Annotated in this window: 10 protein-coding genes; 1 reads left to right on the forward strand and 9 read right to left on the reverse strand. The window is 43.4% G+C overall.

The annotated features are described in order from the left end of the window. Positions 1–253 precede the first annotated feature (253 nt). The 8 genes from eno to MHH41_RS15520 all read right to left on the reverse strand — a co-directional run bounded on the left by eno (position 254) and on the right by MHH41_RS15520 (position 10,406). Entirely contained in the window at positions 254–1,546 is a 1,293-nt protein-coding gene (gene eno, locus MHH41_RS15485) for a phosphopyruvate hydratase (RefSeq protein WP_003212752.1), read from the reverse strand. Positions 1,547–1,575: 29 nt separating this feature from the next. Then, complete coding sequence (gene gpmI, locus MHH41_RS15490; protein ID WP_050944194.1) at positions 1,576–3,111, reverse strand: 2,3-bisphosphoglycerate-independent phosphoglycerate mutase; 1,536 nt, start codon at positions 3,109–3,111, stop codon at positions 1,576–1,578. Further along, on the reverse strand, positions 3,104–3,865 hold the full coding sequence (gene tpiA / locus MHH41_RS15495; protein ID WP_106029339.1) for a triose-phosphate isomerase: 762 nt from the start codon (positions 3,863–3,865) through the stop codon (positions 3,104–3,106). The genes gpmI and tpiA overlap by 8 nt, the downstream gene beginning before the upstream one ends. 30 nt (positions 3,866–3,895) lie before the next feature. Next, on the reverse strand, positions 3,896–5,080 hold the full coding sequence (locus MHH41_RS15500; protein ID WP_003213359.1) for a phosphoglycerate kinase: 1,185 nt from the start codon (positions 5,078–5,080) through the stop codon (positions 3,896–3,898). Between the two features lie 213 nt (positions 5,081–5,293). Continuing rightward, the gene (gap, locus tag MHH41_RS15505) at positions 5,294–6,301 is read right to left on the reverse strand and encodes a type I glyceraldehyde-3-phosphate dehydrogenase (protein WP_003212811.1); all 1,008 of its coding nucleotides are present in this window, start codon (positions 6,299–6,301) and stop codon (positions 5,294–5,296) included. Positions 6,302–6,332: 31 nt separating this feature from the next. Beyond that, positions 6,333–7,370: a sugar-binding transcriptional regulator gene (locus MHH41_RS15510; RefSeq protein ID WP_003212739.1), complete on the reverse strand. Its 1,038-nt coding sequence runs from the start codon at positions 7,368–7,370 to the stop codon at positions 6,333–6,335. 314 nt (positions 7,371–7,684) lie between these two features. Further along, complete coding sequence (locus MHH41_RS15515; protein WP_335355878.1) at positions 7,685–9,100, reverse strand: amino acid permease; 1,416 nt, start codon at positions 9,098–9,100, stop codon at positions 7,685–7,687. Positions 9,101–9,206: 106 nt separating this feature from the next. Then, positions 9,207–10,406 (reverse strand): ornithine--oxo-acid transaminase, encoded by a 1,200-nt coding sequence (locus tag MHH41_RS15520; RefSeq protein WP_445661614.1) that lies wholly within the window; start codon positions 10,404–10,406, stop codon positions 9,207–9,209. A gap of 205 nt (positions 10,407–10,611) precedes the next feature. On the opposite strand from MHH41_RS15520, the gene MHH41_RS15525 reads away from it, so the two are divergent. After that, on the forward strand, positions 10,612–12,054 hold the full coding sequence (locus MHH41_RS15525) for a sigma-54 interaction domain-containing protein (protein WP_309215951.1): 1,443 nt from the start codon (positions 10,612–10,614) through the stop codon (positions 12,052–12,054). Between the two features lie 27 nt (positions 12,055–12,081). Here MHH41_RS15525 and MHH41_RS15530 read toward each other — a convergent pair whose 3' ends face one another. Continuing rightward, positions 12,082–12,819, reverse strand: coding sequence for a FadR/GntR family transcriptional regulator (locus tag MHH41_RS15530; protein ID WP_003213412.1), 738 nt, complete (start codon positions 12,817–12,819; stop codon positions 12,082–12,084). Between the last annotated feature and the right edge of the window lie 15 nt (positions 12,820–12,834).

Here is a 12,834-nt window from a genome sequence, read left to right on the forward strand (position 1 = left end):
ATCACCCCCTAATATATGTAAAATGATACCACCCCCTTACAGAAAGCATAAGTTCATTTCAGATCATATTTTTAGTCGATTTTTCATGATCTATTGCTTATAAATGGTGGATCTTCTCACTTTCCCTCTGACTGAAGGATGACTTTTTACAAAAATAGGATGTGACTATTGAAACAGCTGCGGGATCTCATTCAACACAAAAAAACGCTGCGCCCACTCTTTTATAAGAGCGGAACGCAGCGCGTTGCTGGCATTATTTATTCAAGTTATAGAATGTTGCAATGCCATGATATTGTGCTGTTTCAGCCAATTGATCTTCGATGCGAAGTAATTGGTTGTATTTCGCCACACGGTCCGTACGAGACGGAGCACCTGTTTTGATTTGTCCAGCGTTTGTTGCAACAGCGATGTCTGCAATTGTGCTGTCTTCTGTTTCACCAGAGCGGTGAGAGATAACAGCTGTGTATCCTGCACGTTTTGCCATTTCGATTGCATCAAATGTTTCAGTTAATGTACCGATTTGGTTTACTTTGATTAGGATTGAGTTACCAACGCCGTTTTTGATTCCTTCAGAAAGCTTCTTCGTGTTTGTCACAAACAAGTCATCTCCTACTAGCTGAACCTTGCTGCCAAGGCGCTCAGTTAATAGTTTGTGACCTTCCCAGTCGTTTTCATCAAGGCCGTCTTCGATCGAGATGATTGGGTATTTCGATACCATATCTTCATACCAGTCAACCATTTCAGCAGATGTTTTCACAACACCTTCGCCTGATAAATGATATTTACCGTCTTCTTTGTTGTAGAACTCAGAAGATGCAGCATCCATTGCAAGTTTCACTTCTTCACCTGGTTTGAAACCAGCTTTTTCAATCGCTTCAACGATTGTTTGAAGTGCTTCTTCGTTAGAACCAAGGTTTGGAGCGAATCCACCTTCGTCACCTACAGCTGTGTTTAAGCCTTTTGCACTTAATACAGATTTCAGGCTATGGAAGATTTGTGCGCCCATGCGAAGTGCTTCACGGAAGTTAGGTGCACCTACAGGCATAATCATGAATTCTTGAATGTCTACGTTGTTATCCGCATGCTCTCCGCCGTTGACGATGTTCATCATTGGCACTGGAAGCGTTTTGGAGTTGAATCCACCAAGGTATTGGTAAAGTGGAATTTGTAAGAAATCAGCAGCAGCACGTGCTACAGCGATAGATACGCCAAGGATTGCGTTTGCGCCTAATTTCCCTTTGTTTTCTGTTCCGTCAAGTTCGATTAACATTTTGTCAATTGCTACTTGTTCAGTTACATCAAAGCCTAAAAGCTCTGGTGCAATGATTTCGTTTACGTTGTTTACAGCTGTCAGAACACCTTTTCCAAGGTAACGGTCTTTGTCTCCGTCACGTAGTTCTACTGCTTCATATTCACCAGTAGAGGCACCACTTGGTACTAGTGCACGGCCAAAGCCGCCAGATTCTGTGTAAACTTCTACTTCAACTGTTGGGTTACCGCGGGAGTCTAATACTTCGCGTGCATATACGTCAACAATGTATGGCATCGTTATTTCTCTCCTTTTGAATCAATTTGTTATTTCTGAATCAATGATGTTCCTGTCATCTCTTTTGGTTTTTCAAGACCAAGTAAGTCTAAAAGCGTTGGAGATAGATCGGCTAGAATGCCGCCTTCTCTAAGCGTTGCACCTTTTTTCGTTACGATGACTGGAACAGGGTTTGTCGTATGTGCAGTATGCGGCTTTCCTTCTTCAGTAATCAGCACGTCTGCGTTACCGTGGTCTGCCGTGATGATGGCATGTCCGCCTTTTGCTAGGATTGCGTCGACAACAGCTCCTAAGCATTCATCTACTGCTTCAATGGCTTTAATTGTTGGCTCAAGCATACCTGAATGACCAACCATATCCGGGTTAGCAAAGTTCAGGATGATCGCATCATGCTTGTCAGCATTGATGTCTGCAACAAGTGCATCCTTTACCTCATAAGCGCTCATTTCTGGCTTGAGGTCATAGGTTGCCACATCTGGCGAATTGATCAAGATGCGGTCTTCACCAGGAAATTCTTCTTCACGTCCACCGCTCATAAAGAACGTCACGTGAGGATATTTCTCTGTTTCAGCAATCCGCAGCTGTTTCAATCCATTTTGCGCTAGCACTTCTCCTACTGTGTTATCCAAATTCACTGGTTTGAAGGCAACATAGCCATCAACCGTTTCACTGAAGTGTGTGAAGCAGACGAAGTGTAAATGCTTCGGATGTGCTTCTCCGCGATCAAACGAGCGGAAATCTTCATTTGTGAAGGTGTTCGAAATTTGGATTGCACGGTCTGGGCGGAAGTTATAGAAAATCACAGAATCGCCGTCGTTTACTTTTGCAACTGGCTCACCATTTTCTCTCGTGATGACAGATGGAATAACGAATTCATCGTAGATTCCATTTTCATAGGAGTCATCAACGACATCATAGATGTTTTGATAACTTGGGCCTTCACCATACGCCATCGCGCGATATGCTTTCTCCACACGATCCCAGCGTTTGTCACGGTCCATTGAGTAATAGCGTCCAGAAAGTGTTGCCACTTCTCCGACACCGATTTCTTTGATTTGTTCTTCAAGCTGTTTTAAGTACACTTTGGCTGTCTTTTGACCAACATCACGTCCGTCCAAGAAGCCATGAATGTATACTTTTGTTAAGCCTTCTTTTTTCGCTAGTTTCAGCAAGGCAAAAAGATGCTGGATGTGGCTGTGCACACCGCCGTCTGACAGGAGACCGAATAAATGAAGGGCCTTGTCATTCTCTTTTGCATAAGTCATTGCCTCTAGGAACGTTTCGTTTTTCTCAAATTCCCCATCACGAATGGCAACATTCACTCTTGTTAAGCTTTGATACACAATGCGTCCTGCACCGATGTTCAAATGCCCAACTTCAGAGTTCCCCATTTGACCTTGTGGGAGGCCTACTGCCTCACCTGAAGCCGTTAAGGTTTGATGCGGGAATTCGTTCCAGTAGCGGTCGAAGTTCGGTTTCTTTGCTTGGGCAACAGCGTTACCAACTGTTTCGCCTCTTAAACCGAATCCATCTAAGATGATTAATGCAGCTGGTTTCTTACTCATATTGACCTTCCTCCAATAATTGAACGAAAGACTGAGGTTCTAAGCTTGCGCCGCCTACCAAAGCACCGTCAATATCGGATTCTGCCATATATTCTTTAATATTCGCAGGTTTCACGCTTCCGCCATATTGAATGCGAAGGCTGTCTGCCGCTTCTTGACCATATTCGCTTGCAACCGTTTGACGGATATGCGCACAAACGTCGTTTGCATCTTTCGCTGTAGAAGATTTCCCTGTACCGATCGCCCAGATTGGCTCATATGCAATAACAGATTCAGAAACTTGCTGAGTTGTTAAACCAGCTAGTGCTTTCTTCACTTGATCAGCGACGAGTTCATTTGTTTTGCCAGCTTCACGCTCTTCAAGCGTTTCACCTACACAGATAATTGGAACGATGCCATGCTTGAATGCAGCATGTGCTTTTTTGTTCACTGTTTCATCTGTTTCAGCGAAGAATTCACGGCGCTCTGAATGACCGATCACTGAGTAGCCAATGCCAAGATCTTTTAGCGCAGCAGGACTGATTTCACCAGTGAATGCACCATTTTCTTCAAAGTGCATGTTTTGTGCACCAATTTTAAGGTCTGTTCCGTTAGAAAGGCTGTTTAGCTTTTCAAGGAAAAGAGCTGGCGCACAGACAATTGCTTCCACTTTGTCAGGAGATGGAATGGATGACTTGACTTCTTCAACGAAGCTAACCGCTTCGCCAAGTGTTTTGTTCATTTTCCAGTTCCCAGCTATAATTGGTTTTCTCATGATTGACACTTCCTTATAGCAGTTTTGGTCTTATTTATCGTTTAATGCAGTAACACCTGGAAGCTCTTTGCCTTCCATAAATTCAAGTGAAGCGCCGCCGCCTGTAGAAATATGGCTCATCTGATCAGCAAGACCAAATTTCTCAACAGCTGCTGCTGAATCTCCACCGCCAATGACAGAATATGTATCTTTTGCTTCTGCCAGTGCTTCTGCGATTGCTTTTGTTCCTTTAGCGAATGCGTCGATTTCAAATACACCCATTGGTCCGTTCCAAACAACAAGCTTGCTGTTTTTAATAACATCAGCGTACTTGCCTATTGTCTCTGTTCCAATATCAAGTGCTTCTAGATCACTTGGAATTTCAGAGATTGGCACAATGCTTGTATTCGCATCATTTGAAAAGTCGTCGGCTACCAGAACATCTGTTGGAATCAGGAAGTTCACGCCTTTTTCTTTTGCACGGTCCATAAAGGATTTCGCTAAATCGACTTTGTCTTCTTCTAATAAAGATTTTCCTACTTCGTGGCCTAGTGCTTTCACAAATGTGTAAGCAAGTCCGCCGCCGATGATGAGGTTGTCCACTTTATCAAGAAGACTTTCAATCACACCGATTTTATCCTTTACTTTTGCGCCACCGATAATCGCTGTAAATGGGCGATCAGGGTTTGAAATGGCTTTTCCTAGAACCTCAAGCTCTTTTTGCATGAGGAAGCCAGAAACAGCCGGAAGATATGCTGCAATACCAGCAGTGGATGCATGTGCACGGTGTGCAGCACCGAATGCATCATTGACATACACATCGGCTAAATCAGCAAATGCTTTTGATAGTTCAGGATCGTTCTTTTCTTCACCAGGATAGAAACGAACGTTTTCAAGCACTAGCACATCTCCTTCTTTTAAGTCAGAGATTTGCTTTTTCACGTTGTCGCCGTAAGCTTCATCCGCTTTTTTCACTTCTTGTCCAAGAAGCTCTTGAAGACGTTTCGCTACAGGTGTCAGACGCAGTTCTTCAGTAACTTGACCCTTCGGACGACCCAAATGACTAGCTAGTAGTACCTTTGCGCCTTGTCCTGTTAAATACTCAATCGTTGGTAATGCTGCGCGAATACGAGTATCATCCGTCACTTTTCCGTCTTTCATTGGAACGTTAAAATCTACGCGGCAGAACACAACTTTACCTTTTACGTCAATGTCTTTTACTGATTTCTTATTCATGCTCGTCAGGAGATCCTCCTTTATTCTGGTTTCCTTACGCATTGGACAAGTCTCTCTTTATCCTTTTCCCATTTTGCCCTCATCAAAACGAGAAATCGTGCAGAACGGATAAAAACAGAGAAAAAGGGAAAGGGATGCTTCCCCTTCCCTTGTCCGTCTTCATTATATCGTGTCTATAGGAAAGAACCAAGTGAGTTCCTTCAGTGTGACAAATTAAAGACCTTGTTTTGCAATGTAAGCTGCAAGGTCAACAACGCGGTGAGAATATCCACTCTCGTTATCGTACCAAGAAATGACTTTCACCATGCTGCCTTCCATTACCATTGTAGAAAGAGCATCAATTGTTGAAGAGTTTGCATTACCATTGTAGTCACCAGATACTAATGGCTCTTCGCTGTAGCCAAGGATTCCATTAAGTTCTCCCTCAGCTGCTTCTTTAAGTGCTGCATTTACATCTTCAACAGTTACATCTTGGTTTAATTCAGCCACAAGGTCAACTAAAGAAACGTTAGGTGTTGGAACACGCATAGCGCCACCGTTTAATTTACCTTTAAGTTCAGGCAATACAAGTGAAACAGCTTTCGCAGCACCTGTAGAAGTTGGGATGATGTTTTCCGCAGCTGCACGAGCACGACGGTAGTCTTTGTGCGGAAGATCAAGAATTTGTTGGTCATTTGTGTATGAGTGAACAGTTGTCATCATACCGCGTTTGATACCAAATTTATCGTTAAGTACTTTTGCAAATGGAGCTAAGCAGTTTGTTGTACAAGATGCATTAGAGATGACATCGTGGCTAGCTGCATCGTATTTGTCTTCGTTTACACCCATAACGATTGTGATATCTTCTTCGTTAGCAGGAGCAGAGATGATGACTTTTTTAGCGCCAGCTTCTAAGTGTTTTGCAGCGTCTGCACGTTTTGTGAAGAATCCAGTAGATTCAACAACGATTTCTACGCCTTGTTTACCCCAACTTAATTTCGCAGGGTCACGCTCAGCTGATACTTCGATTGTTTTACCGTTCACTACTAAGTTCGTACCGTCTACAGAAACCTCTGCATCTAGTTTTCCGTGAACAGAGTCATATTGTAAAAGGTGTGCAAGCATGTTAGCGTCTGTTAGATCGTTAACCGCTACTACCTCAACTTCAGGATTGTTTAATGCTGCACGAAATACGTTACGTCCAATACGTCCAAATCCGTTAATACCGACTTTTACTGCCATGATGTTTCCTCCTTTTATAGGTCACAATGTTTTATATTGAGGGATCAATTGACTCCCTTAATAACTCTTTTGCGGCTCCTTCGTCTGTGACGAGAACCGTTCGGCGGGGTTTTTTGAAATAAGCTTCAATGGCCCCTGCCTTTGATGATCCACCTGCAACAGCAATGATGTGTGGAATGCTTTCTAAATCATCTAGCTGCATGCCGACGGAGTGCACTTTGTGGACGACCTCACCATCACGATTAAAGTAATAGCCAAAGGCCTCTGTCACTGCGTCATGCTCATCAATCTTTTTTAAATCTTCAGCTGGTGTGTTTCGTCTCATCGCCATTGTTTTTGCTTCACCGATTCCATGAATGAGCATCGTGGATGATTTAATCGTTTGAAGCACTTCTTTGACTGACGGCTCTTCAATAATGGAAGAGTAAGCACCTTCTGACAGCTGTCCTGGAACAAACAGCAGTTTGTAAGTACCGGAAGCTTTTTCAGCCATGTGGGCACAAATGGTGTTTGCCTGATTTTTTACATTCTCCCCAAGACCGCCTCTCGCAGGGACAAACATCATGTCTCTGTTTTTGGCATCAGGGGTCATCATTTCGGCAACGGCTTCCATCGTCGTTCCGCCAGTGACGGCGACGATATTATTTCCAGTAAACCTTTTTTTCATACATTGGACAGCAGCTCTTCCCATCTCTTGCTTCACCCACGGGGATTCGTCACTGTCACCAGAAACGATCACGACTTCTTCTAGGCCTAACTTCCTCTTCAATGTATTTTCCAAAAAGGTTAAACCTAAAACGTCTTTCATCATTCCTTCAAGCATTTCAAGCAAAGCGTGGCCTTCACTCGTCAGCATCATGCCGCTCGTTTTGACATCCAGCAGATTTTGTTCTTTTAAAAACTGAACTTCAGCTCTTAAGATGCGCTCACTGAGACCAAGACTCGTCGCAAGACTTCTGCGGCCGATTGGTTCAGCTAATCTGATGTACTGCAAAATGTCGTAGCGTTTTTGCATAACGATGAGAAGATCTGGCAATAATTTTTTTTGAGCTTCCAATAAACGATTCATGGCTAACGACCCTTTCTTTTCACGTTGGACTAAAAACGTCCCACTGTGACAAAAAACGTCCCGCCACAGCCAAAAAAAATCAATCCCTGCTTTCTTTAATTATTTTAACAGGATCATCTTGCATTTTCAACTATTACAAACACATTTAGACAAAAAATAGACACATTTTCACCGATAGCCTGCTTGTCATCAAGGTTCTTGCTTTGATTTTTCTTTTCGAAATATTTTATTTTCTTCTATATTGAATGAATTCATCAATGAAAGTGTGCATGCGTAAGAGGTCCGCATACACACTTTTTTGATATAGTCGTCTTTTATGTTTTTGGGATTCCTTCCTCTTCGGCGAAACGCTTTGCCTCTTCCTTCGGTTTGATTTTGAGATAATAAATGATGTAGCAGGCAGCCATGAACGGGATTCCGCAATAAAGACCGATCCGCTGATCCTCGATAAAAAATAAGCTAATGAGCACGATGCCAAATGCGATGAAGCCTGCTAGTGGGACAAATGGATAGAGCGGTGTACGGAAGACGAGATCCTTTACATCTCCCCCGTCTTTTATGAATTGTTTTCTAAAGAAATATTGAGACAAACAAATGGACATCCACACCACAACAAGAACCATTCCAGAAATCGAAATAAGCCACACATACACCGTTTTTGGTGCCACAATACTTGTGAGCAGAGATAGAGCGGATACACCCATTGTCATCAATAATGCATTGATCGGGATTTTACGCTTGGACAGCTTTTTCGTAAAGGCAGGTCCTTTCCCGTCCTTTGAAAGCGACCAGAGCATACGTGATGATGCATATAATCCAGAGTTTGCTACAGACAAGACAGCTGTGATGATAATAAAATTCATGATATCTGCAGCATATGGGATGCCGACCTTGTCCAGCACGACCACAAACGGACTGTCGACAGCGCCTGCTGTCTGCCATGGAAGAAGTGCGGCTAGAACCGCAATTGATAAAACGAAAAAGACCATCGTTCTCCAAATAATATTCCGTATTGATCGAGGCAATGTTTTTTCAGGGCTTTCACTCTCACCTGCTGCGATCCCTACAAGTTCTGTTCCTTGGAAGGAGAAATTGACCGTGACCATGGTTAATAAAATAGCAAAAATACCATTAGGAAACAGTCCGCCATGATCCGTCAAATGACGAAATAAAGGGGCTGGTTCTCCGCCTTTTAAATCAATCATTCCGAAAATTGCGCCAATTCCGATAATAATAAACAATAGGATGGCCGCAACCTTGATGGCTGAAAACCAAAACTCCGTTTCAGCGAAGCTGCGAGCAGAGATGGCATTCACGGCAAATAATATCACGCTAAATGCTAGACACCAGAGCCAAACCGGAATATCTGGAAACCACCTTTGGAGCAATATGCCTGCTGATGTAAACTCCAGACCAATCGTACACGCCCAGCTAAACCAATACAGCCAGCCGATCATAAAGCCTGTGGACGGGCCTATATATTTGGTTGCATATTCCTGAAAGGAACCGGCTGTTGGCATCGCCACTGCTAATTCTCCAAGACAGAGCATGACCAAATACATTAAAAATCCGCCAATGATAAACGATAGAATGGCTCCCCCCGGTCCTGCCTGATGGATAATCAACCCTGACCCAAGGAAAAGCCCTGTACCGATGACGCCGCCTAAGGCAATCATAAAGAGATGTCTGCTTTTCATGGAACGCTCTAGTTCATTATGCTGTTCTTGCATCAAATCCACTTCCCCACTTTCCCTCTTCTATTCAGCATCCTTTGACAAAATTCGCTGTTCGTTGAAAAAGAAAGGGAGAAAGTGAAGCTTCCTCCCCCTTTGCCATTTAAGCTTGAAACAGTGATTCAATATGACCAATCGCCCAGTCTAAATCTGCTTTTGAAATGGTCAGTGGTGGTGCAAAACGGATGACTGTTTCATGAGTTTCCTTACATAACAAACCTGCTTGCTTCAGCTTTTCACAATAAGGTCTAGCTGCCTCTGTCAGCTCCATGCCTATAAATAGTCCGCGGCCGCGCACTTCTTTAATCACAGGACTTTGAATGTGTGCCAATTTGTCTTTGAAGTATTCACCAAGCTCCATAGAGCGTGCTGCAAGCTTTTCGTCGATTAAAACATCCAGTGCAGCAAGCGACACTGCACACGCAAGAGGATTTCCTCCAAAGGTAGACCCATGAGAACCAGGGTTAAACACGCCTAAAATATCGCGGTTTGCTACAACACACGAGATTGGGAATACTCCGCCGCCTAAAGCTTTCCCAAGAATCAGCATATCTGGCTCAATGTCTTCCCAATCACACGCAAACATCTTACCTGTTCGTGCTAACCCCACTTGAATCTCATCCGCAATGAACAGCACATTTTCTTGCTCACAAAGCGTTTTGGCTTCTTTCAAGAAGCCTTCTGGCGGCATGACAATCCCAGCTTCTCCTTGAATCGGCTCAATGAGGAAAGCCGCTGTCTGTGGTGTGATCGCTTCACGTAACGCTTCAATATCTCCGTAAGGAATTAGCTTAATTCCAGGAAGCATTGGGCCGAAACCTCTTTGGTATTCTGCTTCTGAGGAAAGAGATACAGCCGTCATCGTCCTCCCATGGAAATTGCCAACACACGCAATGATTTCTGCACGATTCTCTTCGATTCCTTTCACATCATAGCCCCAGCGTCTCGCTGCTTTTACAGCGGTTTCTACAGCCTCAGCACCTGTATTCATTGGCAGTGCCATGTCTTTATTCGTCAGTTTGCAAATTTTTTCATACCAAGGACCAAGCTGATTATTATGAAAGGCTCTCGAGGTGAGCGTCACGCGGTCTGCCTGTTTTTTGAGCGCTTCAATAATGCGGGGATGGCGATGTCCTTGGTTCACTGCGGAATACGCACTCAGCATATCCATATATCGATTGCCTTCAGGGTCTGTCACCCACACTCCCTCAGCCTCTGAAATGACAATTGGCAGCGGATGATAGTTTGCCGCTCCATATTGCTCTGTTTGTTGAATCAATTCATTTGTCTGTGTCGTCATCATCTATTCCTCCTTCTGTAAGGTAGCTTCTTTCAATTGGGTTCATCTTCATCCATATGTTATGCAAGGATCGTGCCAACTTTCTGACCGCTTGATCATGGGGTCTACTTCATTAATTACGCAAAGTTTCTTTGCATACGCCAAATTTTTTAGAGGAAACCGCAAAATTTTTCATGTAAAATAGAGGTAACGTCAGGAGGTGGCGCAATTGAAAAAAGATCTGCATGCCGCAAAGCTTGAAAATGAGATTGATTTATATAAACAAATGCTCGATTTAATTGATGTCGGGGTTCATGCTATTGATGAGAATGGACATACGGTTGTTTATAATAAAAAAATGATGGAGATCGAGTCTTTAAAACGCTCAGATGTTCTCCATAAAAATGTACTCGATTTCTTCGCCTTTCAAGATGAGATGCACAGTACACTTGTCCAAGCGCTGCGTACCGGGAAACAAACCGTACATGCCAAGCAGACGTATCATAATTACAACGGAAAAGAAATCACAACGATTAACCATACATACCCGCTCGTTCGAGATGGTCTCATTCAAGGGGCAGTTGAAATTTCGAATGATGTGACCAAGCTGGAACGGCTGATTCATCACAATATGAAGAAAAAAGGAAGCACCCGCTTTACCTTCGATTCTATTATTGGACAAAGCCCTGCCTTTTTAGAGGTGATTGAGCATGCGAAACGAGCGACACGCACCTCTTCCTATGTGCTCATTGTTGGCGAAACTGGGACTGGGAAAGAGCTGTTTGCTCAAAGCATTCATAACGGCAGCAGCCGGTCATCTGGACCTTTTATTACTCAAAATTGTGCGGCACTGCCTGATAATCTGATTGAAAGTCTGCTCTTTGGTACACAAAAAGGGGCTTTTACGGGGGCAGCTGATCAGCCTGGCTTATTTGAGCAGGCGCAAGGAGGAACCTTGCTTTTAGATGAGATCAACTCACTAAATCCTCATCTTCAAGCAAAACTACTGCGCGTCTTACAGGAGAAACGTGTGAGAAGGCTAGGAAGCACAAAGGAAATTGCTGTTGATGTAAGAGTGATTGCCAATATGAATGAGGACCCTGTGGATGCAATCGCAGGTGGACGTATGCGCAAGGATTTATTTTATCGTCTCGGTATTGTCACCTTATTTATTCCGCCGCTTTCTGAACGAAAAGAGGACATTCCTACGTTTGTGAATCATTTTATTCAAAAATATAATGAGCTGTTTCAAATGAAGGTGAAGACGGCTGATGAAGAGGTACTTGCCCTTTTTAAGGCGTATCATTGGCCAGGCAATGTAAGAGAACTTGAGCATGTGATTGAGGCGGGGATGAATATGATGATGGATGAAGACGACTTAAGCATGCATCACCTTCCCTATCATTTTAGATTTAAGCACGGGGAAGTCCGTCCTAAGGCGCAATTGCAAACAAATTCTTTGCAGCAAACCGCAGCTGCTGACACCTTTGTGTATACAAGCCCAGAACAGACGACTGATTTCCAAACCCAAATGGAACGATTCGAAAAACAATACATCGTCCATTACTTAGAAAAAATGGACGATAATATTTCACAGACTGCAAAGTTATTGGGCATGAGCAGGCAAAGTCTGCAATATCGAATGAAAAAGCTACATATTTCTCTTCAATAATAGAGCTGTGCCATCATTCGGCACAGCTTATTGTGTATCTGACTGTTCTGCTGGTTTTTGCAGCACATCACCGAGCAGATTTTCTACATTTTTCAAATGCGTAAGCATCGCTTTCTCTGCTTCTTCTGGCTGCCTTGCAACGATGGCTTTGTAAATTTGTTCATGTTCTTCGTAAAGCTTCCGAATGGAGGCTTTCGTTGAGAATAACACGACTTTTCTCGTTTCCCGCATCGTTTCTACTAACAAGGATGAGACTTGATTCATTAACACCTTTAATACATCATTCTTCGAGGCTTTGGCTAAGGCGAGATGGAAGGTAAGATCTGCCTCTTCACCAATTTCTTCATGGGCTTCTGCCAGCTTCATTTGTTCGAGTGCATCACGCAGCTGATGTAGGTCATCGTCCGTCCGAAGCAGCGCCGCCTTTTTGACAGCACCTGTTTCAATAATGGTTCTCACTTCAAGGAGCTGCCTGACATCATGCTGCTTCATTAAAAATGCAGGAGATAAAGAAAATGCGAGCTGTTCAGGATCGAACTGCTTCACATATGTGCCTTCTCCTTGTTTCATCTCTATTAATCCGATCGCTTTGAGAGCAGACAGCGCCTCTCTCACAGCGGAACGGCTGACTTGAAAGCTTTCTGAGAGCGATTGAACCGAATCTAATTTTTCTCCCGGAAGAAGCTCACCAGTGCGAATCGATTCGATTAATGCATCCGCAATTTCTTCATATATTTTTTTGGTTTTGATTTGTTTATATTTCAATTGGTCTCACCTCAT

Source organism: Bacillus sp. FSL K6-1145 (assembly GCF_038003425.1).
GTDB classification, from domain to species: Bacteria; Bacillota; Bacilli; order Bacillales; family Bacillaceae; genus Bacillus; species Bacillus pumilus.

Bases quoted from the DNA above. Each gene is read 5' to 3' on its own strand.
- eno (WP_003212752.1), bottom strand. From the start codon at position 1,546: ATGCCATACATTGTTGACGTATATGCACGCGAAGTATTAGACTCCCGC.
- gpmI (WP_050944194.1), bottom strand. From the start codon at position 3,111: ATGAGTAAGAAACCAGCTGCATTAATCATCTTAGATGGATTCGGTTTA.
- tpiA (WP_106029339.1), bottom strand. From the start codon at position 3,865: ATGAGAAAACCAATTATAGCTGGGAACTGGAAAATGAACAAAACACTT.
- MHH41_RS15500 (WP_003213359.1), bottom strand. From the start codon at position 5,080: ATGAATAAGAAATCAGTAAAAGACATTGACGTAAAAGGTAAAGTTGTG.
- gap (WP_003212811.1), bottom strand. From the start codon at position 6,301: ATGGCAGTAAAAGTCGGTATTAACGGATTTGGACGTATTGGACGTAAC.
- MHH41_RS15510 (WP_003212739.1), bottom strand. From the start codon at position 7,370: ATGAATCGTTTATTGGAAGCTCAAAAAAAATTATTGCCAGATCTTCTC.
- MHH41_RS15515 (WP_335355878.1), bottom strand. From the start codon at position 9,100: ATGCAAGAACAGCATAATGAACTAGAGCGTTCCATGAAAAGCAGACAT.
- MHH41_RS15520 (WP_445661614.1), bottom strand. From the start codon at position 10,406: ATGATGACGACACAGACAAATGAATTGATTCAACAAACAGAGCAATAT.